Below are 25,279 nucleotides of genomic sequence, written 5' to 3'. Positions count from 1 at the left end.
CTGTGTGGAACCACTTCTACAACTGGCACCGCCCGCACCACGGCATCAATCTCGTGGCCCCCGTCTCGCGTCTCTCGATGTCTCGCAAGAACCTCTTGACACTTCACAGCTAGGCGCGGACGAGGCGGCGATGGCGAAGCTCTGGGCCAGCGACGCCACCAAGGCCATCGACGACCTGTTGCAGGTCTTCGGCGGCTATGGCTACATCCGCGACTACCCCATCGCGCGCGCCTATGCCGACGCACGCCCCAACCGCATCTACGCAGGCACCAACGAAATCATGAAGGAAATCATCGCGCGCTCGCTCTGACGCCCTGCCCCCCCGCCCGCTCGCGAACTCCCTTGCACCCCACGCTCCTTCCGCAACGCATTCCCATGACATCCTTTCCCGATCTGTCCCTGCTGGTTGAACCCCGCAACATCGCGCTGGTGGGCGCCTCCAGCCGCCAGGGTAGCCCCGGCCGCCAGCTGTTCGACAACCTGGTTCGCCACTCCAGACTCGCAGGCAGCGTCTTCCCCGTCAATCCGGCCTGCGCGCAGATCGACGAACTGCCGTGCTGGCCTTCCGTCGAAGCGCTCCCCGACACGGTCATCGACGTCGCCGTCGTGATCGTGAGCGCCCGGCACGTGCTGTCGACGCTGCAGCAATGCGCGGCCCGCAGGATTCCGTTCGCAATCGTGCTGAGCTCGGGCTTCGCCGAGGTGGGTGAGGAAGGCGCGCGGCTGGAAGAGGACATCGCCGACCTGTGCCGCACCAGCGGCCTGCGGGTCTACGGCCCCAACTGCCCGGGACTGGTCAACGTGCGCGACCGCCTCGGCCTGTGCTTCTCGCCAGCCTACAAGGACGACCTGCACAGCGGCTCGATCGGGCTGGTGACGCAGGGCGGAGGCTTGGGCCGGAATCTGCTGCAGGGGCTGAGCCATGGCGAAGGCGTGGGGCTCTGGTTTTCCTCGGGAAACGAAACGGACCTGCAGGCGGCTGACTTCATCGCCTACCTCGCGCAGGACCCACGCACCCGCGTGATCGCGCTGCTCATGGAGGGCATCAAGGACGGCCGCCGGCTGGTGGCGGCGCTCGCGCTGGCGCAGCGCCACAAGAAGCCGGTGGTGGTGCTCAAGGTCGGCCGGTCGCAGGCCGGCGTCCAGGCGGCGCAATCCCACACCGCCTCGGTCTCCGGCTCCGCGGCCATCAACAGCGCGGTCTTCCGGCAGTTCGGCGCGATCGAGGTCGACGACCTCGACCAGCTGGTCGCCGCCGCCAGCATGCTGAGCCGTCCGGCACCGGCACCCGGCGCGGGCCTGTGCATCCTGAGCTTCTCGGGCGGGGCCGCGGCACTCGCGGCCGATGCCGCGGGCGTGGCGCAGGTGCCCATGGCCATGTTCCGGCCGGCCACCCTCGATGCGCTGCGCGCGGAGCTGCCCAGCTTCGCCACTCTGGGCAACCCGGTGGACCTGACCGCGGACGTGCTGCGCACCCCCGAGGTGCTCGCTCGGTGCCTGGACATCGTCTGCATGGACCCTGGCGTCGGCGCGGTGCTGTTCCCCATTCCCATGGACTACGGACAGACCACGGCGGATATGGCACAGGCCGTTGCCGATGCAGCCTCCCGCACCGACAAGCTGATCATCCCGGCCTGGCTGAGCCGGCGCCTGGGCCCTGGGTTCACGATCCTGGAAGAACGCGGCCTGCTGCCTTTCGCGTCCACGACCGCAGCGATCGACACGCTGGCGAAGTGCTTCATGCGGCAGGCGTCCGAGCCGCAGCGCCCGCAGGCCTGCGCATCCACACATGCCGATGCCGAACCCGCGCCCCCCTCCCTCACCACCATGCTAAGCGAGGCCTCTGCCAAGCAGCTGCTGCAGTCCGAGGGCTTCCCGGTGCCGCTGCGCCGGCTGGCCCACTCGGCTGAGGAGGCCGAACGCTTTGCGGACGTGATTGGCTGTCCCGTGGCCATGAAGATCGTCAGCGCCCAGATCCTCCACAAGACCGAAGTCGGCGGCGTCCGGCTCGGCATCGCCTCGGCGGAGCAGGCCGCACAGGCCTACCGGGACATCTGGGCGTCCGCGGGCAGCAAGGCGCCTCAGGCACAGCTCGACGGCGTGCTGGTCGAGCAGATGGCGCCCGCGGGCCGGCCCGAGGTGCTGATCGGCGTGCGCCGCGACCCGAGCTACGGCCATGTGATCACGTTCGGCATCGGCGGCGTGCTGGTGGAGGTGCTCAAGGACGTGGTGCACCGGCTGCTGCCGCTCACGCCGGAGGAAGCCCGGCGCATGGTCCGAGAGATCCGCCTGTTCGACATCCTCAGAGGCGTGCGCGGCCAGCCCGCCGCCGACCTGGCCGCGCTCGAAGAGCTGCTATGCCAGATCTCGGACTTCGTGCTGCAGCACGCTGAGACGCTCGACGAACTCGAATTCAATCCGGTGTGGGTGGGTGCGGAGGGCCAGGGCGTTCGCGTGCTCGATGCGCTGCTCGGCTTCCGCGCGGGCAGCATTGAGGCCACGGCCCTATGACGGCCACCCGATCCGCCCGTCCCCTTCGATCAAGCCAGACAACCCACCATCGAGAAAAAGACACACCATGGCCGGCCCCCTGAGCAACCTGCGCATCCTTGAAATGGCGGCCATCGGCCCCGTGCCCTTCTGCACCATGATGCTGTCGGACATGGGCGCCGAGGTGATCCGCATCGACCGCAAGTCGGCCGCCGGTACGGGTGCCGGCGAGTCCATCGTCGACCGCGGACGCCGCTCGATCTGCCTGGACCTCAAGACACCCGAGGCGACCGACGTCGTCCTGCGGCTGGTAGCGCAGGCCGACGTGCTGCTCGAAGGCTTCAGGCCCGGCGTCATGGAGCGGCTCGGGCTCGGGCCGACCGAATGCATGCAGCGCAATGCCCGGCTGGTCTACGGCCGCATGACCGGCTGGGGCCAGACCGGCCCGCTGTCGCAGGCGGCCGGGCACGACCTGAACTACATCGCGATCACCGGCGCCCTGCACGCCATGGGCTACCGGGACCGCCCGCCGACGCCGCCCCTGCATGTCTTCGGCGACCTCGGCGGCGGCGCGATGATGATGGCCTTCGGCGTGATGTCCGCGCTCTGGGAGCGCGAGCGCAGCGGCAAGGGCCAGGTCATCGATGCGGCCATCTGCGAAGGCGCCTCGATGCTCGCCACGGGCTACCACGGCCGGCGCGCCACCGGCCAATGGGTGGACCAACGCCAGTCCAACGTGCTGGACGGCGGCGCCCACTTCTACGGCACCTACGCCTGCGCGGACGGCAAATATCTGTCCGTGGGTGCCATCGAGCCGCAGTTCTATCGGCAGCTGCTGCAGCTATCAGGCATCGCCGACCCCGACTTCCACCGGCAACTCGAGCCCGAGGCCTGGCCTGCGCTCAGGGACAAGCTCGCAGCGATCCTGTTGCACAGGACGCGGGACGAATGGTGCCGGCTCCTGGAAGGCAGCGATGCCTGCGTCGCGCCAGTGCTCGACTTCGAGGAAGCCACCCGCCACCCTCAGTTCGTGGAGCGCAAGTCTTTCGTCCGCACCGGCGGCGTCGTCCATCCCGCACCCACGCCGCGGCTGAGCCGCACGCCGGGCGAGGCCCGCACGGTGTCGAAGGTCGGCGCGCACACGCAGGACGTGCTGCGCGAACTCGGCCTGACGTCCGAGGAGATCGAAGCACTGGGCCGGCAAGGCGCCATCTGACCGAACACGCCGCGCCCCCGCAGGGGCCCGCACATCAGACACCCCATCACCTCGAGGAACACCCATTGCAAGATCTCACACAACTTCGTTTCGAACTGCAGGACTTCGTCGCCACCCTCACGCTGGACGCCCCGCCGGTCAACGCGCTCTCGCGCACGCTGAACGATGAACTGACGCTGGCGCTGGACCGCATCTCCGAGATGCCCGAGGTCCGGGCCGTGGTGCTGACGGGCGCGGGGCATGTCTTCTGCGCCGGCGCCGATCTCAAGGCACGCGCCTCGATGACGCAGGGTGTGGGCGATCTGACCCGCCACCTGCGCCGCACGCGCGAGTGCTTCCACGCGGTGCGCGAATGCGCGAAACCGGTGGTCTGCGCGGTCAACGGCGCGGCCCTCGGTGCCGGGCTCGCGCTCGTCGCATCGAGCGACATCCTGCTGGCGTCGGAGAAGGCCAGCTTCGGCCTGCCCGAGGTCGACGTCGGACTGATGGGCGGTGGGCGGCACGGAATGCGGCTGTTCAGCCACTCGCGTCTGCGGCGCATGATGCTCACCGGCATGCGCGTGGACGCGCAGGAGCTGTACCGGCTCGGTGTCATCGAAGCCTGCACCGCCCCCGACCAACTGCTGCCAGAGGCGCTGGCGATCGCACGCAGCATCGCATCGAAAAGTCCGGTGGCAACACGACTAGCAAAGCACACGCTTAACGTGATCGAGGACATGAGTCTGCGCGACGGCTACCGCTACGAACAGGACATGACCGCGCAGATCTCCCAATCGGAAGACAGCAAAGAAGCTCAGCGCGCATTCGCGGAGAAGCGCCCTCCCGTGTTCACCGGGCGCTGAGCCCAGCTACGGCGTCGGCGTCGCCGCGCAAGCGGACCAGGTCTGGGACCGGCATGGCGAAACACACGCCTGGCCGCTCCAGGTCGCGGCGCGTTGAGCGTCTCAAAGACTCTTCGGAAGCTATCCGCCGTCCAAGCAATTCCTACCAGCCATGACGACGTCCAGATCACGGATGAATCGCAGCACCTCCGCGGCCACGTCGTGTTGCGGCGAACCCATGCTCTGCACGGTCGATACGTGGTTGTGCCCCCGAAAAAAAGCGACGTCGGGGCTTCGCCCGTTGGCTCTGGTGACGGCCTGCGCCAGCGCATAGGTCTGGTGCGCGATCCATCCCGGATCGAGTTCGGCCACGCCCAGCCACAACGGCGCCGCCAGCGGCCCCACGTGTGCGATCGGCGCCCGTTGGGCGTACAGCGCCGCATCCTCGCCAAAATAGGCATGCGGTCCCGGCGGCAGCGGCGCCTCGACGCAGAAGAAGCCGCTCATCAGCATGACGCCAGCCACCTCGATCGCGGGTCCGCCTCGTGCCGTGTCATCGAACAGCCAGGACGCCACATGGCTGGCCCCCGCGGATTGGCCCCACAGGATCACCGGCGGCACCTGGCCGGGCGAAGCGCCGAAGGTAGCGGCGCTTCGCCCGAGCCATTGAAGCACCGACTGAAGATCGCGCGCGCCGGCGGGCCACGGATCGGCCGGCGCCAACCGGTAGTTGGGCAGGACCGCGGCCATGCCCTGCCGCGCCAGCCAGCGCCCTATGTTGCGGTAGAACACGCCATCGCCGTTCTTGTCGCCGGCCACAAAGCCGCCGCCGTGCACGAACACCACGATCGCCTCGCATGCACCGCCGGGGCGGTAGACATCGAGACGGTGCCGCTCATGCGGGCCGTAAGCCACGTCGACCGCTTCGACGGCGGCCTCGGCAAGGTCGACCCGTGGCCGGTAGATAGCACGGGTCGCCGCCAGGACCTCGGCATTGAAGTCCGAGCCCAGTGCGCGGACTTGCAGCGCCATGTCCTCCGGGGAGGCCATGGCAGCGGGATCGATCGGCATTGTCGTCATGGGGGCCTTTGGCGGTTCAAGGGAATTCCGAGTGCTGTGCGCAAGGCATCGAGGGGCGAGCCGAGCGCGCGGCGGCATCGAGGCGGCGCAGCATCTCCAGCCCGCGGCGCTCGCTGGGCAGCCCCGGCACCTGCCAGCCGTGCTCGAGCTCGACCAGTCCCGCGTAGCCATGTTGCACCAGGAAGCGCAACACGCTTTCGAAATGGATCTCGCCCGTGCCCGGCTCGAGCCGGCCGGGGTTGTCGGCCAGTTGCACGATCTCGACATGGGGCCAGACCTGCTCGAGGTTCGACAGCAGGTCGCCGTCCATGATCTGCACGTGCGAGGTGTCGAAGATCAGCCGCACCGCCGGATGATCGACCGCGCGCACGAGGGCGAGCGCCTCGGACATGTGGCCCAGCAGCATGTGCGGGATGCTCTTGCGGCTCAGCGTCTCCAGGCACAGCGTGATACCTGCCCGCGCCGCCCTGTCGGCCGCGCGCCGCAGGTTCTCGGCGAAGGCGGCATGCTGCTCGGCCATCGGCCGTTGCGGATCGGCGCCGCCCAGCAGCGCGAGACGGCATGCCCCGACGCGCCGCGCCGCATCGATGGCCTGTCGCATCTCGGATGCGATCCAGCGCCGGGCATCATCGGTGTCGCTGGCCCAGCTCAGGTTGCGCAGCTGGTCGAAGCTCGTGTAGAGCAGGCAGCCCGCCTCCATCCCGCGCGCCGCCAGTGCGTCACCGACGCGCCGCTGCTCGGCTGGCGGGCGCGAACACCCCGCGGCATAGAGCGCGCCGGCAAAGCCATGGTCCGCGGCGAACGCAATGTGTGCCAGCGGGTCGTGGGAGCCCACGGTCGCCGCGAACAGCGGTTCGAACGGCGGTCGATAGCCCAGATGGGGGGCATAGCGCAGCGCCGAACTCATCGCTCGGACCTCTCGCGCAGGGTGGAGGGATTGAGGCAATTCTCAGGCGGCACGCCGTCGACGAGCCACCGCGTCAGGGCCTCCAGCGCCAGCATACCCATCGCCGTGCGTGCTTCGATCGTCGCGCTGCCGATATGCGGCAGCAAGGTGGTGCGCGGCAGTTGCAGGAAGCGGGAATCGATCTGCGGCTCGTTCCGATAGACGTCCAGCCCGGCGCCGCCGACCTGACCGGATTCGATAGCCTCGATCAGTGCGGACTCATCGACCAGGTCGCCGCGCGCGATGTTGACGAACAAGGCGCCCCTGGGCAGCAAGGCCAGGCGTCGTGCATCCAGCACGCCACGCGTCTGCGGCGTGGACGGTGCGCAAACGCACAGCACATCGCTGGCCGCCAGCAGGGATTCGAGCGTGGCGTGATAGTGCAGGCCTTGCGCATCCCCCGCGGGCAGGGCCGACCGATTGTGATAGTGCAGCTGCATGCCGAAGCCGCGTGCGCGCCGGGCCAATGCCAGGCCGATGCGGCCCATGCCGAAGATGCCCAAGGTGCGTCCTGGGAGCTGGCGGCCGAGGAAGCGCGTGGGCGACCAGGGTCCCCAGCGGCCGCCGCGCAGCACCGCTTCGGCGGCAGTGGCGTCGCGCGCCGCCGCCAGGATGAGCAGCATCGCGGTCTCGGCCACGGCATCGCTCAGCACATCGGGTGTGTGGAAGACCGGCAGGCCGTAGTCGGTCGCAGCGGCCAGGTCGATGTGGTCGTGGCCCACCGAACAGGTCGCGACCGCCCGGACCTTCCCCGCCAGCGCGCGCAGGCGCCCCCGGTCCAGGCGATCCGTTGCCATCACCAGCACCGCGTCGCAATCCCTGGCCCAGCGGTCGAAGGCCGCGGCGATCGGCGCGTCCTCGGGCCAGAGCCGGAGCTCGAACCGCCGCTCGGCCTCCAGCAGAACGAGCTCGGGCAAGGCCCGCGTGAGCAGCAGCCGGGGTCGTTTCATGGCATGGCCCTCCCGCGGTCGGCCTGCAGCAACCCGTCGTCGATGTCGCGCACGCTGGGCGTCCCGCACAGCTGCATGGCGCGCTTGAGTTCGTCGAACAGGATCTGCAGCGCACGCTCCGCCCCGGCCTCTCCGGCGGCAGCCGCGCCGTACAGGGTCGCGCGGCCCACGGCCACGGCCTGCGCACCCAGCGCCAGCGCCCGCACGACGTCCACACCGCGGCGCACGCCGGAGTCGATCAGCACCGGCACGCGCCCGCGAACCGCGCGGACGACGTCCGGCAAGGCATCGGCCGTGGCGATGGCGCCATCCAGCTGCCGTCCGCCGTGGTTCGAAACCCAGATGCCGTCCACGCCAAGGCCGGCCAGCCGATCCGCGTCCTCGCAACGGGTGACCCCTTTCACGATTAACTTGCGCCGCCATCTTTCACGCAGGCGCTGCAGGTCCGCCCAATCGAAGGCCGCGTCCAGCGCTTGGCCGACCTTGGCCGCGACGGAGGCGCGCGGGTCCGCGCTGCCCTCGAAGCCGACCAGATTCTCGAAGCGCGGCGGCCCGTGGCGCAGCATCTGCCAGCACCATCCGGGGTGCGACGCGAAGTCGCACAGCGTGCGCCAATGAGGGCGCAGCGGCACGGTGAAACCGTTGCGCAGGTCGCGCTCCCTCTTTCCGCCGGTCGCCAGGTCCAGCGTGACCACCAGCCCTTCATAGCCGGCCGCGGCGGCACGTTGCATCAGCGTGTCGCAGAAGGTCCTGTCGCGCAGCACATAGAGCTGGAACCACAGCCGGCCGCCCGCGCGCGTCGCGACCTCCTCGATCGAGGAGGTCGCGGTGGTGGACAGCGTGTACGGCAGGCCCAGGCGCGCCGCCACCCGGGCGATGGCGACGTCCGCCTGCGGCCATCCGGCACCGATCGCCCCGGTGGGTGCGATGACGATGGGCGCCGCGGCGTCAGCACCGACGATGCGCGTGTTCAGGTCCGGCGCGTGCACGTCCACCAGCACGCGAGGACGCAGCCGGATGTGCTCGAAGCCCGCACGGTTCGCGCGCAACGTCAGTTCGTCGTCGGCGCCGCCGTCGAAGAAATCGAAGACGCCGCGGGGCAGACGGCGCCTGGCCATGGCCCGCAGGTCTTCGATGGAATGGGCGTCGCGCAGGTTCAAGGCGTGGCACCGGTCGCGGGGCCGAACCTGACGTCCGGAAACGCCGCCATCACGCCCGCGCCGCCATCCACGGCCATCACCTCGCCGGTCATGTGCGCGCTGAGATCGGAGGCCAGGAACAGCAGCGGGCCGGCGATCTCGGCGGGCGTCGCGGGTCGACCGATCGGGATGACCTTGCCGATCGCGGTCCATGCCTCCTCCCCGAGACGATGGTTGAGCCGCGGCGTGCGCACATAGCCCGGCGCGACGGCGTTGATGCGCACGCCGCGCGCGGCGTACTCGGCCCCGGCACAGCGCACCAGATGGTGCAGCGCCGCCTTGGAGACGGCATAGGCGGTCTGGTTCGGCACGGCGCGCTCGCCCGACATCGATCCGACGAAGGCGATGCTGCCGCCCCCGTCGGCCGCCATCGTCTCGCCACCGATCTGGATCGCCAGGTAGGCGTGGCGCAGCACGATGTCGAACTGCTGCGCCCACGACGCGTCGTCCACCTCGGCCAGCGGCCGGATGCCGGCCACGCCGATGATGTCGACCACGCCGTGAACGCGTCCGAAGGCCTGGCGGGCGCGATCGAACACCCGCTGCATGTCCGCCCGCGAGGTCACGTCGGCTGCGCACGGCAGGCCGCCGGTGGCCTGTGCAATCTCGCGCGCCAGCGCCTCGTCGCGGTCCACGCACAGCACCCGGGCGCCGGCCTGCGCCAAGGCGTGGACCACCTGTTCGCCGATGCCCTGCCCCGCGCCGAGCACGACGAAGCCGCGGCCGTCGAGCCGCAGCAGCGACAGATAGTCGGGCGTGCCGCGCGCACCGGAAGTCGCGGCCGCACTCATGCGGCAGCCACTTCCCGATGCGTCGGCACCAGGTCCTGCCAGGACGCGCCGTCCTCCAGTTGAGCATCACAGGCACCGACGCCGCGCAGGTCGACCCCCACGCCGATCGGCGGCTTGTCGTCCATCACGCGCCGCACGGAATCGAGCAGCACACGGCGCACGCGCATGACCGCCTGGTCGGCCGGCACCAGGTGTTCCTTCGAACGGTCGTAGAGCGGGCCCTGCGACAGGGCGATGGCGGCGTCCTCGACCTCGACGCCGCGCAGGCCGGTCCAGCTGTCCTTCATGCGCTCGCGGCTCTGCCCGAACGCATCGGCCCAGCTGGCCGTGAACGCACAGGTCTTGCGATCGTAGTAGCGCGTGTCGTCCAGTCCGAGGAGCTCGACGATCTTGTCCTCGGACACCGGTGCATGGCCGTGGACGATGATGTAGGTGCTCGTGTGGGTGTCGTCCTCCGGCACCTCGAGCACGGTGAAGAGGAACGCCGGCGCCGGGATGACGCGGCCATAGGGCACGATGAAGGGCACGACCCGGGCGTTCTTCACCCCGACCTTGTCGATCTTGCGCAGGGCGACGTACTGGAAGCCAAAGGCGGTCTCCTCCATCTTGAGTGCCGGGTCCAGATCGTTGGACGCCAGCGCCGCGGGGTTCACGACGTCGGCATTGGGCAGAAAGTCGTTCTCCTTCCATCCCGGACGCGCCATGTTGGTGTGCAGCACGCCGACATGCGACGAGTCCTCGCCGCCTTCCACGAGCTGCAGGTAGTTGCAGGCGACGTTCACCCGCAGCACGACCCTATGGGCCGGCTCGGCCTCCATGAATGCATAGCGCGAGAACTCGGGCTGCAGTTCCTTCGGGCCCACGTAGGCCCAGACCAGGCCCCCTTCCTCGCGCACGGGGAACGCAGGTGCCTTCATCCTGGCGCGGTACTTGGGGTCGGACTGGTTCGGCGTCTCCAGCACGGCGCCGCGCACATCGAACTTCCAGCCGTGGTACAGGCAGCGCAGCCCGCCGTCCTCGACCCGGCCGAGGGCCAGCGAGGCGCCCCGGTGCATGCACAGTTCCTCCAGCACGCCGACATCGCCGTGGCTGTCCCGGAACGCGACGTAGTTCTCGCCGAGCAGCTTCACGCGCAGCGGCGGCGCATCGGCACCGGCAAGCTGCGCCGAGGTGCACACCGGATGCCAGTAGCGGCGCATCATGCGGCCCATCGGCGTTCCGGGGCCGACTTCACAGAGAAGGGCATTGTCTTCGCGGTTCAACATTTCAGACTCCTGTACTCAGTTGGAATGAAGAGCTGCCGACGCCACGGCGCCAGCCTTGCTGGAAACGATCTTGTGTTGGGGCACCAGGCTTCGCCAGTCCTGCGCGGCGCCGATCTCGGCGGAGATGCCGACCACATGACCGACCTCGAGGCCCAGTGCAGGGATCGCATGCCCCTCGCGAATGCCCCGGGCACAGGCCAGCAGGCTGCGGTAGAGCCGGGAGATGGCCACGTCGGCGGTCGACAGCATCTCCTGCGACCGGTCGCGCAGCCCGCCGGCCGAGACACCGCAGGCCGCGTCCTCCTGCGTGAAGCTGTCGAAGCCGGTGAAGTGGCCCGCGCGCTGCAGGGCGCGGTCCTGCCGGTAGCCGTTGCGCCACGACATCGCGGCCTCGGTGTCGCAGGTGGCGGCGGTCATGCCGTACTTGGCCAGCGTCGGGTCGTCGAGGCCGACGAAGGCCAGCTGCTGGGTTCGCATCGGCTCCTCGCCGATCGCCTTCTCGGCGTTCCACCAGACATGAAAGAAGTTGCAGCGCTCGTCGTCGACCGGCACCACGGCGAACCAGAGGTCGCCGTTCGGGTTGGCGATGAAGCACGGCGCGATGAAGGAGGCCACCCGCGCCATGCGGCCTTCGCCGTTGGGGCGCATCGCCACATAGTGGAAGCCGAAGTCGGTCTCGTCGGCCTCGATGGCCGGTGCGGCATCGAACTGCATGTGGGTCGTCTTCTTCGCGAAGTCGAGCTCGACGCCGTTGGTCTTCGCCAGGCCCGAGGCATGCAGCACGGTGAGGTGCGACGAGTCCACCAGGCCCTCCATCACCTGAACGAAATTGCAGTTCATGACGGCCACGGCATTGACCCGGTGGGCGTCATCGCAGGCCATGAAGGGCCAGGCGGGGAAGGCCGGCTCGTGCTCCCGGGGCCCGAGGTAGGCCCACAGCAGTCCGCCGGCTTCGCGCACCGGATAGGTCCGCCCCTTGATGCGTTGCTTGAAGCGCGGATCGGCCACGTTGGGCGTTTCGAGCACCGCGCCGTCGACCGCGAACTTCCAGCCGTGATAGATACAGCGCAGCCCATCGCCCTCCGCGCGCGCGAGCTGCATCGAGGCCCCCCGGTGCAGGCAATGTTCGGCGAAGAGGCCCGCTCGCCCCTGGTCGTCGCGCCAGGCGATGAAGCGTTCGCCCAGCAGCTGGAGCACACGGGGCTCGCCGCCGGCGCCGGGCAGCTCCGACACCTGGGCGACCGGCATCCAGAAGCGGCGCATCGCATCGCCCATGGCGGTGCCTGGGCCGGTGCGGCACATCGTCTCGTTGTCTTGTCGATTGAGCATCGTGGTCCTTTCAGTTGCAAGAGGGATTCACCGGCTGGAGATCGATCACGAGACGTGGCGTTCTCGCGCGCGAACAACAGGGCATGAAGGCGTCGTTCCGCAGGTGTTCTTCTTCGGTGAGATAGAGATCGCGGTGGTCGGGCACGCCCTGCGCCACCCTGGTGATGCAGGTGCCGCAAACCCCCTGCTCGCATGAAAGCGAGAGCGGGAAGCCGGCATCGAGCAGGGCCTGTGCGGCGCTCTGCTCCGCCCGTACGGGCACCACCTGGCCCGTGCCGAGCAGCTCCAGCTCGAAGGCGTCGTCCCCGGCATGGTCCACCGGCGCGGCGGCGAAGTACTCGCGGTGCAGGCGCTCCTCGGGCCAACCCAGCGAGCGCGCCGTCTCGAGCACATGGTCCATGAAGCCGGTCGGCCCGCAGACGTAGAGGTGGCTGTCCTCCGCGGCCGCGCCGATCGCGGTGCGTGCATCGAAGCGCTGCGCCGGGGGCCCTTCGTCGACATGGATCCGGACCTGGTCCGAGTAGCCGCTGCCGCGCAACGTGTCGACGAAGGCCATGCGACTGAGCGATCGACCGCAGTAGTGCATCTCGAAGGGGCGCCCCTCGCGTGCGAGCTGCTGCGCCATGCACAGGATCGGCGTCACGCCGATGCCGCCCGCGAACAGCAGCGACCGCTGCGTCCCGCCTTGCAAGGCGAAGTGATTGCGCGGCGCGCCGATGGCGAGTTCATCACCCTCGCGCACCGCGTCGATCAGGCGTGCCGATCCGCCGCGCGATTGCGGATCACGCAGGACGCCAATGCGATAGCGCCCCTGCGTTCCGGGCAGTTCGCAGAGCGAGTACTGCCGCACCAGGCCACCGGGCAGGTGCACGTCGATGTGCGCACCGGCCATGAAATCAGGCAGTGCCGCGCCATCGACGGCGGCCAGTTCGTAGCCCGCGATGCCTTCGGCCAGCATCTCGCGGCGCGCCACACGGACTTTCAAAAGCGTGCCCATCACGGCCCCTTTTTTATCTTCCATGGAAGATCACTGGTTAAAAAAAAGCGAACTCACGCTGCCGCGACGAGCGCGCGCGGACAGATCAGCACGGGCGAGCCGCCCAGCCGGCGCTGGGTCAACCAGCGGGCCAGTCCCATGTCCATCACGCGCGCATGCTCGGGAAACCAGTCCGCAAGGGCCTGGCCGAATGCGCGCACCACATGGACATGCCCTTGCTGCAAGGAGGCGTTGACCTCGTCCAGCGACCGGAGGATGGCCGCGTGCTCGTCGATGTGGCAGCCGGCGGAGCCGTAGGCGCTCTGCTGCATCGCCAGATCCTCCTCGGCGAAATGACGACGCGCATGGACCTCGAAGGCCGCGAGCGCCAGGGCCAGGGCCGCGTCCTCGGCCCGAAGCAGCGCGTCCACACAGGCGACGAATTCCCGATGGGTCTCGTCCATGGCGGCGTGCCCCAACGCGTAGTCGTCCCGCCAGTCGAAGATTTCCGCAGGCGTTGTATTCCGGGTGGCGTTCATGGGAGCGTCCTCCGGCGCGCGGCCGCGCCTCGCTCATTGCAACAGGTGCTCGGCATGGTTTGCGCTCCTTGTCAGTGATAGACGGACCCGCCGTCCACGGCCAGGATCTGCCCGGAGATGAACGCGGCGTCGTCGCTCGCGAGGAACGCCACGGCACCGACGATGTCTTCTGGCCAGCCGTCGCGGGGCAGGGCCCGCGTGGCGATGGCGGAGGCGCGATAGCGCGCGAGAAATGCCTCGTTGGCCAGGTTGCCCTCGCTCAACGTATAGCCGGGCGACACCGCGTTGACGGTGATGAAACTCGGCCCCAACTCGCGTGCGAGAGCCCGCGTCATCGTCATCAGCGCGCCCTTGCTCGCCACGTAGTCCAGCATGAACGGCGCCCCCTTGAAGGCCGTGCCCGAGGTGATGTTGACGATGCGGCCGGACTGTCGTGCGCGCATGTGCGGCGACACCGCCCGCGCGAGCAGGAAGGGTCCCATCGCATTCACGTCCTGCATACGGCGCCATTCGGCCACGGGGATCTCCTCGAAGGGACGCAACTGGATGCGCGAGGCGATGGCGGCGTTGTTCACCAGGATGTCGACGCGGCCGAACTCGGCCACCGTGCGCTCGACCAGCCCCTGCACCGACGCCTCGTCCGCCACGTCGGCCGTCAGGGCGAGCGCGCGTGCGCCGGCCTCCTGAAGAGCACGCGCCTGCGCGCCTGCATCCGCGATATCGGCCAGCACGACGGCAGCGCCCTCGCTTGCCAGCCTTTGCGCGATGGCCAGCCCGATGCCGGTCTGTGCGCCGCTGACGATCGCCACCTTGTCAGTGAATCTCATGGGTCGTTCCTCTGTGTTCTTCATCGTCAGTGCCCCAGTCCCATCAGCGCGGCAACGCGGCGCTCGTCGCGTGCCAGCTCGTTCGACGCGCCCTCGAACACCACGCGCCCCCGGTCCATCACCAGGCAGCGGTGCGAGAGCTCGAGCGCGATGTCCACACGCTGCTCGACGATCAGCAGGGCCAGCGCACTGCGCTGCACCACCTTGCGGATGCTGCCCACGAGATGCTCCACGATGATGGGCGCCAGGCCTTCGAAAGGCTCGTCCATCAGCAGCACGCGCGGATTTCCGAGCAGCGCGCGTGCGATGGCCAGCATCTGCTGCTCGCCGCCCGAAAGCTGGTTGCCGTGGCTCGCGAGCCGCTCGCCCAGCCGGGGAAAAAGGTCCAGCACACGCTGCTGCGTCCAGTCCCCGGGCCGGGCGGCGATCTGGAGGTGCTCGGCCACGGTCAGGCTCGGGAACACTTCGCGGCCCTGCGGGACATAGGCCAGGCCCGCGCGTGCGCGCTGATGGATCGCCAGATCTCCGACGTCGGCGTGGCCGAGCAGAATGCCTCCGCTGCGGCGGCGCGCGCGGCCGACGATCAACTCGAGCAGCGTGCTCTTGCCCACGCCGTTGCGCCCCACGACGGCGAGCGTCTCGCCGCTGTCGATCCGGAGGCTCAGGTCTTCCACCACCAGCGTGGGGCCCCAGCCGCCACTGAGTTTTCGTGTCTCAAGCATGGGCCAATGCTCCATCGAATCGTTTCTTTCCTGCCGTTCCGAGATAGACCGACTGCACCTCGGGGTGCGACATCACCTCTTGCGGCTTTCCGCACATCAGCAGGGCGCCGTTGACGAGCACCGCAACCTGCGAGGCAAAGCGCCGCACCATCTCCATGTCGTGTTCGATCATGAGCACCGCGATCTCGGCGGGCAGGCTTCCGATCGCATCGTGCAGCAGCGCGAGTTCGTTGCTCGGGATGCCGGCCGCCGGTTCGTCGAGCAGCAGCACCCTGGGCTCGAGTGCCAACGCAATCGCGATCTCGACCAGGCGCTGGCGGCCATAGGCGATCTCGGCAGTCCGGCGATGCATGTCCGATTGCAGTTGCAGTTGCAGCACCAGCCGCTCCGTGCGTTCCAGCAGGTCGCGCTGGCGCCCCGCCGCGTGCCAGAAGCGGAAGCCCCGCCCCGCAGCCTGCGCCACGGCGATGTACACGTTCTCGAAAACGGTCAGCTGCGCGAACAGGCTGGAGATCTGGAATGTGCGCACCAGCCCCTTGCGCGTGCGCACGGCTGCCGAGGCCTGCGTGACCTCCTCGCCGAACAGGCGCAGCGTGCCCGCGTCGGGCTTGAGCACGCCCGTGAGCAGATTGACCAGCGTGGTCTTGCCTGCACCGTTGGGCCCGATCAGCGCGGTGCGGGCGCCGCTCGCGAGCGACAGGCTGACGCCCTGCGTGACATGCAGCGCGCCGAAATGCTTGGACAGGCCGCTGGCCTCGAGCGCGACCGTCATGTCTTGCTCCCAAACGTTCTGCGAGCGGCGATCTGCAGGATCGCGATCAGGCCGCCGCGCCCCTGCAGCACCACCGCGATCAACAGCACGCCGATCAGCAGCATCCAGGAATAGGGATTCCACTGCGACGAGAAGTGCTTGAGCAGCATGTACACCGGCACGCCGACGAAGGCGCCGTAGAGTCCGCCGATGCCGCCCAGCACCAGCATGACCAGCACGTCGACCGAGGTGTCCAGCGCGAACACGCCGAGTCCGACGAAAGCGTTGGCCTGCGTGAACAGCGCACCGGCGATGCCGGCAACGGCCCCGCTCAGCACATAGGCCAGCGTGAGGTGCGGCACCACACGATTGCCGATCACCCGCATGCGTGCCGGGTTCTCGCGGATGCCCTGCAACATCACGCCGAAGGGCGACGAGACGACGCGCTTCAACACCAGGAAGAGCACCACCACCCAGGCGAGCACGTAGAGGTAGCTTGTCGCCCCGCCCAAACCCCAGTCGAACACGCCAAAGATCGGTGCGAACTGGATGCCCGAGAGGCCGTCGTCGCCGCCCGTCAGACCGGTGGCCTTGTGCGCAGCCTCGAAGACCAGCACACCGAAGGCGAGTGTCACCATCATCAGCGGCAGCCCCGACAGGCGCAACACGAAGGGCCCCAGCAAGGCAGCCAGCACGGCAGCGGCGAGTCCACCGGCGAGCACCACGCTGAGCGGCTCGGTCCAGCCGGCCAGCGCCAGCCAGCCCGCCACGAACGCGCCCAGTCCGAAGAACACGGCATGGCCGAGCGACAGCACGCCCGCGAAGCCGAGCAGCAGGTCGTACGACAGGACGAGCAGCACCATGACCAGCACCGAGGTGCCCAGCGCGAGGTACTCGGGAAAGATGAAGTAGCAGGCGCCAGCCGCGGCGAGCCAGGCCAGTTCGCCCACATGCCAGTGGTGCCGGGCGAGGATGGAATCGCGAGGAAGTGAAGTCATGGTTTCAGGCCGCCCGGCGGCGCAGCAGCAGACCGTCTGGCCGCCACACCATCAGGCCGATGAGCAAGAGGTAGATGAAGAACGCCCCGAACTGCGGGAACAGGTAGCGCCCCGCCGTCTCGACCAGACCGACGAGCATCGCCACGAGGACCGAGGCGGTCACCTGCCCATGGCCGGCGAGCGCGACGATCACCAGCACCAGCACCAGGTACTTGAGCGGCCACATGGGCTCGATCGGCAGGATCGGCGCCGCCAGCACGCCGCCGAGCGCGGCGAGCCCACAGCCCAGCGCGAAAGTCGCGGAGAACAGCACCGGCACATTCATGCCCGTGGCCTGTGCCATGCCCCGGTTGTCCACCGCGGCACGCAGGCGGGCCCCGGCACTGGTGCGCTCGAACACCCACCACAGCGCACCGATGACCACCGCGCAGATCGCACCCGCCACCAGCCGGTAACGCTCGAACTCGCGGATGCCGAGATCGAAGTTGCCCTTGAGGTAGGCCGGCAGTTCGATCTGGACGATGTTCGGGCCGAACAGCATGGTGAGCAGTGCAATCACCACGAAGTTGACGCCGACGGTCACCAGCACCTGGTCGAGATCGCTGCGCCGATACAGATGGACGTAGAGCGTTCGCTCAGCCAGCACGCCCAGTGCGGCCACAGACAGCACGGCGGCGGGCACGGCCACCGCATACGGCCAGCCCCATTGCTGCATGAGGCCGATGGCGAGGTAGCCGCCGATGGCGGAGAACGCACCGTGCGCCAGGTTGATGACGCGCATCAGGCCCATCGTGACGACGAGACCCAGCGCGATGAGGCACAGGATGAGGCCATAGGACAGGCCATAGAGCAGGATGAATGCAAGGGAGGACACGATGGATCCTTCGACGGCTGCCGCCCGCCTCAGGGCAGCACGGTGGGCTTCACCTGGGCCCAGGTCTTGATCACCTTGTTGCGCTTGCCGCCGTCCTCGGTCTTCACGACCTCGCGCAGATAGAAGTTCTGCACCAGTTCACGCGACGCAGGGTCGATGGTCACCTGACCGCGCGGGCTCTTCCACGTGTAGCCGGGCAGCGACTTCATCGCGGCCTGTCCGTCGAAAGGCTTGCCGGCCTGGTCGCCGATCATCTTGTAGGCCAGGTGCATGGCATCGAAGGCACCGATGCTGAACGAGTTGGTCCGCGCGGAGGCCCCCACGTTCTTGAGCAGCCAGCCGGCGAACGCCGTGTTCTCGGGGTTCGTCGCATTGGCGTCGATGTAGATGATCGACTTGAAGCCGAAGATGGATTCGTCGAACAGCGGGAGATCGCTGTCCTCGGCCTCGCCCTGGCCGATGATCATGACCTTCTGGGTCAGGCCGCGGGCCGCCAGTGCCTTGCTGAAGCCGACCGAGGATGCGCCGGGCGGCAGGAACACCTGCAGGACATCCGGATGGGCGTTCGCAATGCGTTCGGCAAAGGGGGCGAAGTCGGCGGTGTTGAGCGGCACGCGCACGCTGCCCACCATCTGCCCTCCCTCGGCTGCGAATTTGGCGCTGAAGGTCTGTTCCACAATGTGGCCCGGCCCATAGTCCCCGACCGCCACGAAGCCGCGGGACTTGCCGGACTGGCGCGCATAGACCGCGGCGAGTTCAGCCGGCTGGTTGATCGCCTGGCCCATGCGCACGAAGTACGGCGACATCTTCATCAACGCCGGGGTCGACGCATTGACGATGAAGAGCGGGACCTTGGCAGCGTTCGCCACCGGCGCGGTGGCTGCCACCTCGGGACTCAGATAGAAGCCGCCCAACATCGCCACCTTGTCCTTGACGACCAATTCCTCGGCCAGGCGCTTGGCCAGTGTCGGGTCTGCGCCGGCGCTGTCGCGGTAGACGACCTGCACCTTCTTGCCCCCGACGCTGTCACCGTGGAGCGCCACATAGGCCTCGATGCCTTGCCTGAACGATTGCCCCGCGACGGCGAAAGGGCCGGTGTACGGACCGACAAAGCCGATCTTCACGGTGTCTTGCGCAAAGGCGGCGGCCGACGACGCGAATGCGAAGGCGACGCCGAATCTCGTCAGCAGACGAGTGAAAGGCAGTTTCATGGTTTGTCTCTCTTTGTCGTGGGGTGAACGCATCGGCACATCCGCAAAGCACATGCACCCATTCGTCTTCCATGGAAGATATACGCAAAGCAGCGCATGGCATTCAGGGAAAACCCATGCGTCTCACAACAAGAAACAACCTGATTCCATGAGGCTGGGCAGCCGTTAAGATGGTGAAAAGTGAAGCGAGGATGCCTTCTGTGGAAGATCACACCGAAAACAATCAGCCCTCCCCCCGCCGCCCGGCCTCGCGCGCCAACCAGGCACCGCCGCGCGCGGACAGGGCACAGCGCCGGTCGCCGAGCCTCAGTGAACTGATCACCCTCCAGTGGCAGCACGAGAGAGGCGAGGTCGACCTGGAAAACTTCCTGCTCGCGATCTACTTCATGCGGCTCGGCACCCTGGTCGATCGCGCCTACGACCGGCATTGCCAGGCGAAGTTCGGCATCAACGGCGGCGACATGCGGCTGATGCTCGCGCTGCGCCGCAGCGGCCCGCCCTATGTCAAGCGGCCGACAGATCTTTTCCGCACCCTGCTCGTCACCTCCGGTGCGATCACGAAGAAGGTCGATCGCCTGGTCGAGATGGCCTACGTCGAGCGCCTTCCGGACCCCAGCCACAGCGGCGGGTTTCTGGTGCACCTGACGAAGAAGGGCCTGCAGGTGGTCGAGCACGCCATCGAGCACCTGGCGAATCACTCGGTGCTCGCGCCGGCGATGGCACAGCTCAGCCCGGAAGAGCGCAAGCAAGGATCGGCATTTGTGCTTCGAGTGCTTTCCGCCTTGGAAAGTACCGAGACGTGATTTGGAGACGGAGATGGGGCCCTCCCCCCAATCCAGATGTACGTGAAGTCGTCCACCCACTTCTGATTGCATGCATTAGCCGAGAATTGCCAGCTCAGCATGGTGTCGGCGATAGCGCTTCGAGCACCACGGTCCTGCGGTAGCGTCGGCGTGGTGGCCTTGCGCGCAAGACCGGCTCGCGCATGAGCCAATCCACGCAGTGTGGGCCTCCCCCGGTTTCCCGGACACATCGAATGACATGATGCGTTTGGGAGGCAGACATGCCAAGGACGAGGAGAACGTTTACGGACGAATTCAAGCGGGAAGCGGTGAAGCTGTGTTGGCGCCGACCGGAAACTGAGCCAGTGGGGATGCGGCTAAAAACTTGGACTGTTTATGCCATGAGCCCCAAGCTTCGTCGGTAGTCAAGAGGGCTGCGCACGCCCAAGAACATCTTGATTCGCTTCTCGTTGTACCAGTGGATGTAAGAGTCCAGGGCCTGGGTGAACTGTTCAACGGTCGTTGATTGCCAGTTGCCAGGATAGAACCATTCGGTCTTCAATCGACCGAAGAAGCCTTCGCAGGCCGCATTGTCGGGCGAACAGCCTTTGCGCGACATCGAGCGAACCAGCTTGGCATCAGCAATGCGAGATAGCCATCCAGGCCAGCGGTAGTGACCGCCGCGATCCGAATGCACAACAGGCCGATCGCTGCTGCCAGGAATCGTCTGGATGGCTGCATCGAGCATCGTGTTCACGAGCTCTGCGTCCGGACGCGTGCCGATCGACCAGCTGATGACCTGGTCATCGAAGCAATCGATCATGGGTGACAGGTAAACCTTGCCGGCCGGGATATGGAACTCCGAGATGTCGGTGAGCCATTTCTCATTCGGGGCCGCGGCCTTGAAGTCGCGGTTGAGGAGATTTTCTGGCGCCGGGCTGATTTCTCCCAGGTAGGAGCCATATCGGCGCCGCTTGGGTCTGGCGGCGGTCAGCCCCTCCTGCTTCATCAAGCGCAACACCACCTTCTCGCAAATGCGCGTGCACTGGCTGCCCAGTGACGCCCGCATGCGGCGATAGCCATAGCAGCGGTGATTGCGCTCGAAGATGTCCGCCATGGTGCCGCGCACTTGGGCGTACTTGTCTGCGACTTGCGCCCGGGCGCGGTGATAAAAGTACGAGCTTCTTGCCAGGCCCAGCGTTTCGAGTAGCTCGAGCAAGGGGTACGTCTGTTTCAGGGCATCAACCAGCTGTGTCTTTTCCCGATTTCTCAGGCTTTGCAGGTTGATGCCCCCATCTTTTTTTATGAGTTCATTCGCCTTGTTCAGGAGGTCGTTCTCCAGCTGCAGGCGGTGCAAGTCGCGTTGGAGTGCGTCGATCTGTTGCTGCAGTTCTTCGCGCTCATCTGGCTGGGGCGGTTCGAGCTTGCTTGTCATGGATGCGGGTGTCTCGGGGCCGAGTAGCTGGTTCTTCCAGTTGTACAGCGTCGGCCTGCAAACGCCCAGTCTTTGCGCGACCGCCTGTGCGCTTTCTTGTCGGGTGCACAGGGCGATGACTGCAGCTTGCTTCAGCTGGGGCGGGCGTGGTGACGTGTCAGGTCGGGGCATGCCTGGCGAGCACAACTGAGGATGCACCGCCTGAATCCAGGAACGCAGAGAGTCACGCGACGGATAGCCGAGCGTCTTGGTGGTTGCCGCAATGCAGCGCCCGTGCGCGAGGTAATGCTCGATGGCCAGCGTCTGCTGCGCCGGTGAGTATTTGGGCTTTTTGCGCGCATAGCCGCGCGGTATGTCCGAGCCCTGCTCATACGCCCGGTGCCAGCTCTTGAGAGCGTTCTCTGTTGGGTAACCCAACTGGTGAATGGTCTCGGCGACTCGCTTGCCGAGTTGGATGTAGAGCTCGACCGCTCGGATTCGATCTTCGTAGGAATACATGAACTACTTTCAGGTAGTCCAAGTTTTTGGCCGCATCCCCGGTGGCTCAGTTCTACTTCGGCGCGGACACCCATGCAGGTAGTGCAGCGCTTCGCACAGCAGGCTCGACGGCGCAACGGCGTGTCGATGCGGGAGCAGCAGTAGCCCGATCTCACGCACGATCGCGGAGCTGTAGCGCGCACGTAGCCGCAGCCGACGCACGGGCGTCCAGTCCTTGGTCACGGCCTCCATACCGTACAGCTTGCAATAAGCTGCACGAACCGCGCTGCGAGTTGGTCGAGCCGGGATCTGGAACTCGGTGATGTCGGTGAGCCACTTCTCGTTTGACCCCGCGGCGTGGAAGTCCCTGAACCACGCGATCAGCGCTCGGTGTGTGGGCTGCCGCACGCTGCGGTGGGCATCTCCGCTCAAACGCGCTGCCTTTCACATCACGGCACCCAACTGCCAGGGCACGAACTCGTTGTCGCCCAGTCCATGCTGTTCGCTCAGGCTCTGCTGGCCGGATGCCGTGGCCAGCATCAACTGGAAGATGCGCTCACCGGCCTCGGCCACGGTCAGCGTGCCGTCGACGATCTGGCCCGCGTTGAAATCCATGTCGAGGCTCATGCGTTCAAACATCGCGGTGTTCGTGGCTAACTTGAGCGACGGAGTCGGTTTGCAACCGTAGGTCGATCCACGGCCGGTTGTGAAGCAGATCAAATTGGCGCCACCGGCCACCTGCCCCGTGGCAGAAACAGGGTCATAGCCTGGCGTGTCCATGAAGACCAACCCGTTCGTGTGGACCGACTCCGCATAGCCGACGACATCCATCAGGCCGCTGCCTCCGCCCTTGGCGACGGCGCCCAGCGATTTTTCCAGAATGGTGGTGATGCCGCCAGCCTTGTTGCCAGGCGACGGGTTGTTGTTCAGGTCGCCGCCGTTGCGTCCAGCGTAGTCCTCCCACCAGCGCAGGCGATCGAGCAGGCGCTCGGCCACCGCCGGGTTGGCGGCTCGGGCCGTCAACAGATGTTCGGCCCCATAGATTTCCGGCGTTTCCGACAGGATGGCTGTGCCTCCATGGCGCACCAGAAGATCCACCGCCACACCCAGCGCGGGATTGGCGCTGATGCCGGAGTAGCCGTCGGAGCCGCCGCATTGCAGCCCCACCGTGAGGTGCTGCGCCGGCACCGTGCTGCGGCGAGCGCGGTTGGCCATATCCAACATCTCATGCACGATCTGCTGTCCCTGCGCGACGGCTTCCCGCGTCCCGCCCGCCTGCTGGATGGTTATCGCCACCACGCGTCCAGACTGGGCGTCGCTCAGGCCTTCGACCAAGGAACCGATCTGGTTGACTTCGCAACCCAGGCCAATCACCAGCACTGCGGCGAAATTCGGGTGGCTGGCGTAGCCGCGCAGAGTGCGGCGCAGCACGTCGATGCCCTCACCGGTTCCGCTCATGCCGCAGCCGCTGCCATGCGTGATGGCCACCACCCCATCGACGCCCGGATACGCCGAGCGCACCGTGACTGAGAACGAATCGGCGATGACCTTGGTCACCGTGGCCGAGCAATTTACACTCGAAATGACGCCCACGTAGTTCCGCGTCCCCACGCGCCCGTCGCTTCGCACATAGCCTTGGAACGTCGCAGGCGATTCGACCCGCGCCGTCGGCACGTAGCCAGTCCCCACCGTGTGGGCAAGCCCGAGCGAATCGATGTCAAGGTTGTGAACATGGACGTGCTCGCCCACCTGAATCGCCTGGGTTGCAACGCCGATGATCTGCCCGTACTTGCGCACCGCCTCGCCCTTGTCGATCACGCGCAGCGCCACCTTGTGGCCTGCCGGAATCTTCTCGGCCACGATGATCTTGTCGCTGGTGGAAAAAAAAGTCGCCGTGCCCGCCGCCAACTCGGCACGGGCGACCCCCACGTGGTCGCTCGGGTGAAGCTGCAACAGTGGCTGCACGCCGGTCATCGAATCGGTGGTCATGGCGGGACTAGCGCTCGAACGCGACGACGGTTTGCGACTGGTCGCCGAGGCCTTCGATCGACAGCGTGATCCTGTCGCCCGTCTGAAGGAATTGCGGCGGGCTTTTGGCCATGCCGACGCCCGGGGGCGTGCCGGTCGTGATCACGTCCCCCGGCAGCAACGTCATGAACTGGCTCAGATGGCTCACGATCTCGGCCACGCTGAAGATCATCGTCTTTGTGTTGCCCGTCTGTTCGCGCTGGCCATTCACCTCCAGCCACATCGACAGATTTTGTGGATCCGGTACCTCGTCCCGCGTGACCAGCCAGGGTCCGATCGGGCCGAAGGTGTCGCAGCCCTTGCCCTTGTCCCATTGCGAACCGCGCTCGAGTTGGTACTCGCGCTCGCTCACGTCGTTGATGGTGCAGTAGCCGGCCACGTAGTCCAGGGCCTCGTCGATTTCGACGTAGCGCGCACGGCGGCCGATGACCACGCCCAGTTCCACTTCCCAATCGGTCTTGCGCGAGTCGCGCGGCAGCATGACCGGATCGTTCGGCCCCTGGATGCAGGTGGTTGCTTTCGAAAAAACGATCGGCTCCTTCGGGATCGGCATGTTGGCTTCGGCCGCATGGTCCGAATAGTTCAAGCCAATCGCAATGAACTTGCCAACACCCGCGACGGGTGCCCCGTAGCGCTGCTCGCCCTCGATCACGGGCAGACTGGAGAGATCGACCGCACTAAGCCGGGCTAGCGTCTCGTCGGTAAGGGTGGCAGGCGTGATGTCATCGACCACACGGCGGAGATCTCGGAAAGCGCCTTGCGCATCCACGAGCACAGGAATCTCGCGGCCAGGGGCACCGATACGGGCCAGTTTCATGATTTTTCCTTTTGCTTTTTCAGATGGTCATCCCGCCATCGATGGCGTAGTTCTGGCCGGTCACGAAGGCGGCTTCGTCGCTGGCCAGGAAGACGACGACAGGCGCGATCTCATGCGCTTGCGCCAACCGACCCATGGGCTGCCGCGCAACGAACATTCGGCGAGCGGCTTCCGGATCCTCCTGCGAATTGATTCGCTCCTGCAAGGACGGCGTATCGACGGTCCCAGGGGAAATGGAATTGCAGCGGATGCCCTCTTTGACGAAATCAGCGGCCACTGCCTTCGTCAGCCCGACGACAGCGGCCTTGGTGGTGCCATAGATGAACCGGTTCGGCAGCCCCTTGCTGCTGCCGGCGACGCTCGCCATGTTGATGATGCTGCCACTGCGGGCCGCGAGCATGCTCGGGAGCGCGGCCTGGATCGTCCAGAACTGCGAGCGCACATTAAGATCGTAGGCGAACTGCCAGTCGCGGTCCGTCGCCTCGAGGAGGGTTCCGCCGTGCACGCAGCCCGCGCAGTTGAACAGTACATCGACGCACCCCAGCCCCGAGAAGAAGCGCGTGATGGCCGCCTTGTCGAGCACGTCCAGCGCCGCCGTCTTGACGTTTGGGACATCCGCAACACCGGCCAGCAAGTCTGCGTTGACATCGGTGGCCCAGACTTGCGCTCCTTCGCGAGCCATCGCCAGCGCGGCCGCCTTGCCGATACCTTGGCCGGCGGCCGTGACCACCGCGATCTTGTTCTTGAGTCTCATG

General features: G+C 67.1%; 23 protein-coding genes and 2 pseudogenes. 5 read left to right on the top strand and 20 right to left on the bottom strand.

Annotated elements, in window-relative coordinates:
- Positions 1–109 precede the first annotated feature (109 nt).
- From K0H49_RS15580 to K0H49_RS15565, 4 genes and pseudogenes are all read left to right on the top strand, one after another.
- Positions 110–310 (top strand): annotated as a pseudogene (locus K0H49_RS15580) (acyl-CoA dehydrogenase family protein); the annotation flags it as partial.
- A 65-nt stretch (positions 311–375) separates the two neighbouring features.
- Entirely contained in the window at positions 376–2,511 is a 2,136-nt protein-coding gene (locus K0H49_RS15575) for an acetate--CoA ligase family protein (RefSeq protein WP_219214224.1), read from the top strand.
- Positions 2,512–2,578: 67 nt separating this feature from the next.
- On the top strand, positions 2,579–3,706 hold the full coding sequence (locus K0H49_RS15570) for a CaiB/BaiF CoA transferase family protein (RefSeq protein WP_219214221.1): 1,128 nt from the start codon (positions 2,579–2,581) through the stop codon (positions 3,704–3,706).
- Between the two features lie 65 nt (positions 3,707–3,771).
- On the top strand, positions 3,772–4,548 hold the full coding sequence (locus tag K0H49_RS15565) for an enoyl-CoA hydratase/isomerase family protein (RefSeq protein ID WP_219214219.1): 777 nt from the start codon (positions 3,772–3,774) through the stop codon (positions 4,546–4,548).
- Positions 4,549–4,668: 120 nt separating this feature from the next.
- Here K0H49_RS15565 and K0H49_RS15560 read toward each other — a convergent pair whose 3' ends face one another.
- The 15 genes from K0H49_RS15560 to K0H49_RS15490 all read right to left on the bottom strand — a co-directional run bounded on the left by K0H49_RS15560 (position 4,669) and on the right by K0H49_RS15490 (position 19,018).
- Positions 4,669–5,607 (bottom strand): alpha/beta hydrolase, encoded by a 939-nt coding sequence (locus tag K0H49_RS15560; RefSeq protein ID WP_219214216.1) that lies wholly within the window; start codon positions 5,605–5,607, stop codon positions 4,669–4,671.
- 16 nt (positions 5,608–5,623) lie between these two features.
- Entirely contained in the window at positions 5,624–6,514 is an 891-nt protein-coding gene (locus tag K0H49_RS15555; RefSeq protein WP_219214212.1) for a TIM barrel protein, read from the bottom strand.
- On the bottom strand, positions 6,511–7,503 hold the full coding sequence (locus K0H49_RS15550; RefSeq protein WP_219214209.1) for a 2-hydroxyacid dehydrogenase: 993 nt from the start codon (positions 7,501–7,503) through the stop codon (positions 6,511–6,513). Before K0H49_RS15550 ends, K0H49_RS15555 begins: the two co-directional genes overlap by 4 nt.
- The gene (locus K0H49_RS15545; protein ID WP_257624899.1) at positions 7,500–8,663 is read right to left on the bottom strand and encodes an alpha-hydroxy acid oxidase; all 1,164 of its coding nucleotides are present in this window, start codon (positions 8,661–8,663) and stop codon (positions 7,500–7,502) included. The genes K0H49_RS15550 and K0H49_RS15545 overlap by 4 nt, the downstream gene beginning before the upstream one ends.
- The gene (locus K0H49_RS15540; RefSeq protein ID WP_219214207.1) at positions 8,660–9,493 is read right to left on the bottom strand and encodes an SDR family NAD(P)-dependent oxidoreductase; all 834 of its coding nucleotides are present in this window, start codon (positions 9,491–9,493) and stop codon (positions 8,660–8,662) included. Before K0H49_RS15540 ends, K0H49_RS15545 begins: the two co-directional genes overlap by 4 nt.
- Entirely contained in the window at positions 9,490–10,758 is a 1,269-nt protein-coding gene (locus K0H49_RS15535; protein ID WP_219214204.1) for a Rieske 2Fe-2S domain-containing protein, read from the bottom strand. Before K0H49_RS15535 ends, K0H49_RS15540 begins: the two co-directional genes overlap by 4 nt.
- A 15-nt stretch (positions 10,759–10,773) precedes the next feature.
- A complete protein-coding gene (locus tag K0H49_RS15530; RefSeq protein ID WP_219214201.1) occupies positions 10,774–12,087 on the bottom strand; it encodes a Rieske 2Fe-2S domain-containing protein in 1,314 nt (437 codons plus the stop codon).
- Positions 12,088–12,097: 10 nt separating this feature from the next.
- A complete protein-coding gene (locus K0H49_RS15525; RefSeq protein WP_219214198.1) occupies positions 12,098–13,084 on the bottom strand; it encodes a PDR/VanB family oxidoreductase in 987 nt (328 codons plus the stop codon).
- A 53-nt stretch (positions 13,085–13,137) separates the two neighbouring features.
- Positions 13,138–13,602 carry a bacteriohemerythrin gene (locus K0H49_RS15520; protein ID WP_219214194.1) on the bottom strand — a complete coding sequence of 155 codons (465 nt, stop codon included), beginning with the start codon at positions 13,600–13,602 and terminating at the stop codon, positions 13,138–13,140.
- Positions 13,603–13,673: 71 nt separating this feature from the next.
- Positions 13,674–14,429 carry an SDR family NAD(P)-dependent oxidoreductase gene (locus K0H49_RS15515; protein WP_219214192.1) on the bottom strand — a complete coding sequence of 252 codons (756 nt, stop codon included), beginning with the start codon at positions 14,427–14,429 and terminating at the stop codon, positions 13,674–13,676.
- A 26-nt stretch (positions 14,430–14,455) separates the two neighbouring features.
- Entirely contained in the window at positions 14,456–15,151 is a 696-nt protein-coding gene (locus K0H49_RS15510; RefSeq protein WP_219214189.1) for an ABC transporter ATP-binding protein, read from the bottom strand.
- Positions 15,144–15,923 (bottom strand): ABC transporter ATP-binding protein, encoded by a 780-nt coding sequence (locus K0H49_RS15505; protein WP_219214186.1) that lies wholly within the window; start codon positions 15,921–15,923, stop codon positions 15,144–15,146. The genes K0H49_RS15510 and K0H49_RS15505 overlap by 8 nt, the downstream gene beginning before the upstream one ends.
- On the bottom strand, positions 15,920–16,900 hold the full coding sequence (locus tag K0H49_RS15500; RefSeq protein ID WP_219214184.1) for a branched-chain amino acid ABC transporter permease: 981 nt from the start codon (positions 16,898–16,900) through the stop codon (positions 15,920–15,922). The genes K0H49_RS15505 and K0H49_RS15500 overlap by 4 nt, the downstream gene beginning before the upstream one ends.
- 4 nt (positions 16,901–16,904) lie before the next feature.
- Positions 16,905–17,774 (bottom strand): branched-chain amino acid ABC transporter permease, encoded by an 870-nt coding sequence (locus tag K0H49_RS15495; protein WP_219214183.1) that lies wholly within the window; start codon positions 17,772–17,774, stop codon positions 16,905–16,907.
- A gap of 29 nt (positions 17,775–17,803) precedes the next feature.
- Positions 17,804–19,018: an ABC transporter substrate-binding protein gene (locus tag K0H49_RS15490; RefSeq protein ID WP_257624949.1), complete on the bottom strand. Its 1,215-nt coding sequence runs from the start codon at positions 19,016–19,018 to the stop codon at positions 17,804–17,806.
- 167 nt (positions 19,019–19,185) lie between these two features.
- Here K0H49_RS15490 and K0H49_RS15485 point away from each other — a divergent pair, with 167 nt between their 5' ends.
- Entirely contained in the window at positions 19,186–19,788 is a 603-nt protein-coding gene (locus K0H49_RS15485) for a MarR family winged helix-turn-helix transcriptional regulator (protein ID WP_374122365.1), read from the top strand.
- Positions 19,789–19,820: 32 nt separating this feature from the next.
- On the opposite strand, the pseudogene K0H49_RS31015 reads toward K0H49_RS15485, so the two are convergent.
- The 5 genes and pseudogenes from K0H49_RS31015 to K0H49_RS15465 all read right to left on the bottom strand — a co-directional run.
- A pseudogene (locus K0H49_RS31015) lies at positions 19,821–19,981 on the bottom strand (IS3 family transposase); the annotation flags it as partial.
- A gap of 180 nt (positions 19,982–20,161) precedes the next feature.
- Positions 20,162–21,700, bottom strand: coding sequence for an IS3 family transposase (locus tag K0H49_RS15480; RefSeq protein WP_219214177.1), 1,539 nt, complete (start codon positions 21,698–21,700; stop codon positions 20,162–20,164).
- A gap of 423 nt (positions 21,701–22,123) precedes the next feature.
- Positions 22,124–23,668, bottom strand: coding sequence for a UxaA family hydrolase (locus tag K0H49_RS15475; RefSeq protein ID WP_219214175.1), 1,545 nt, complete (start codon positions 23,666–23,668; stop codon positions 22,124–22,126).
- Positions 23,669–23,675: 7 nt separating this feature from the next.
- Entirely contained in the window at positions 23,676–24,524 is an 849-nt protein-coding gene (locus K0H49_RS15470) for a fumarylacetoacetate hydrolase family protein (RefSeq protein WP_219214173.1), read from the bottom strand.
- Between the two features lie 19 nt (positions 24,525–24,543).
- Entirely contained in the window at positions 24,544–25,278 is a 735-nt protein-coding gene (locus tag K0H49_RS15465) for an SDR family oxidoreductase (RefSeq protein WP_219214171.1), read from the bottom strand.
- Position 25,279 lies beyond the last annotated feature (1 nt).

The sequence above is a fragment of the Variovorax boronicumulans genome, assembly GCF_019352895.1.
In the GTDB taxonomy this organism is placed as follows: Bacteria; Pseudomonadota; Gammaproteobacteria; order Burkholderiales; family Burkholderiaceae_C; genus Variovorax; species Variovorax boronicumulans_A.
This window is presented reverse-complemented; position numbering and strand designations above follow the sequence as displayed.

Coding starts and splice junctions, on each gene's coding strand:
- K0H49_RS15475 (WP_219214175.1), bottom strand. CDS start 23,668: ATGACCACCGATTCGATGACCGGCGTGCAGCCACTGTTGCAGCTTCAC.
- K0H49_RS15470 (WP_219214173.1), bottom strand. CDS start 24,524: ATGAAACTGGCCCGTATCGGTGCCCCTGGCCGCGAGATTCCTGTGCTC.
- K0H49_RS15575 (WP_219214224.1), top strand. CDS start 376: ATGACATCCTTTCCCGATCTGTCCCTGCTGGTTGAACCCCGCAACATC.
- K0H49_RS15570 (WP_219214221.1), top strand. CDS start 2,579: ATGGCCGGCCCCCTGAGCAACCTGCGCATCCTTGAAATGGCGGCCATC.
- K0H49_RS15510 (WP_219214189.1), bottom strand. CDS start 15,151: ATGCTTGAGACACGAAAACTCAGTGGCGGCTGGGGCCCCACGCTGGTG.
- K0H49_RS15500 (WP_219214184.1), bottom strand. CDS start 16,900: ATGACTTCACTTCCTCGCGATTCCATCCTCGCCCGGCACCACTGGCAT.
- K0H49_RS15530 (WP_219214201.1), bottom strand. CDS start 12,087: ATGCTCAATCGACAAGACAACGAGACGATGTGCCGCACCGGCCCAGGC.
- K0H49_RS15480 (WP_219214177.1), bottom strand. CDS start 21,700: ATGTATTCCTACGAAGATCGAATCCGAGCGGTCGAGCTCTACATCCAA.
- K0H49_RS15520 (WP_219214194.1), bottom strand. CDS start 13,602: ATGAACGCCACCCGGAATACAACGCCTGCGGAAATCTTCGACTGGCGG.
- K0H49_RS15550 (WP_219214209.1), bottom strand. CDS start 7,503: ATGAAACGACCCCGGCTGCTGCTCACGCGGGCCTTGCCCGAGCTCGTT.
- K0H49_RS15535 (WP_219214204.1), bottom strand. CDS start 10,758: ATGTTGAACCGCGAAGACAATGCCCTTCTCTGTGAAGTCGGCCCCGGA.
- K0H49_RS15490 (WP_257624949.1), bottom strand. CDS start 19,018: ATGCGTTCACCCCACGACAAAGAGAGACAAACCATGAAACTGCCTTTC.
- K0H49_RS15465 (WP_219214171.1), bottom strand. CDS start 25,278: ATGAGACTCAAGAACAAGATCGCGGTGGTCACGGCCGCCGGCCAAGGT.
- K0H49_RS15555 (WP_219214212.1), bottom strand. CDS start 6,514: ATGAGTTCGGCGCTGCGCTATGCCCCCCATCTGGGCTATCGACCGCCG.
- K0H49_RS15540 (WP_219214207.1), bottom strand. CDS start 9,493: ATGAGTGCGGCCGCGACTTCCGGTGCGCGCGGCACGCCCGACTATCTG.
- K0H49_RS15515 (WP_219214192.1), bottom strand. CDS start 14,429: ATGAGATTCACTGACAAGGTGGCGATCGTCAGCGGCGCACAGACCGGC.
- K0H49_RS15505 (WP_219214186.1), bottom strand. CDS start 15,923: ATGACGGTCGCGCTCGAGGCCAGCGGCCTGTCCAAGCATTTCGGCGCG.
- K0H49_RS15560 (WP_219214216.1), bottom strand. CDS start 5,607: ATGACGACAATGCCGATCGATCCCGCTGCCATGGCCTCCCCGGAGGAC.
- K0H49_RS15525 (WP_219214198.1), bottom strand. CDS start 13,084: ATGGGCACGCTTTTGAAAGTCCGTGTGGCGCGCCGCGAGATGCTGGCC.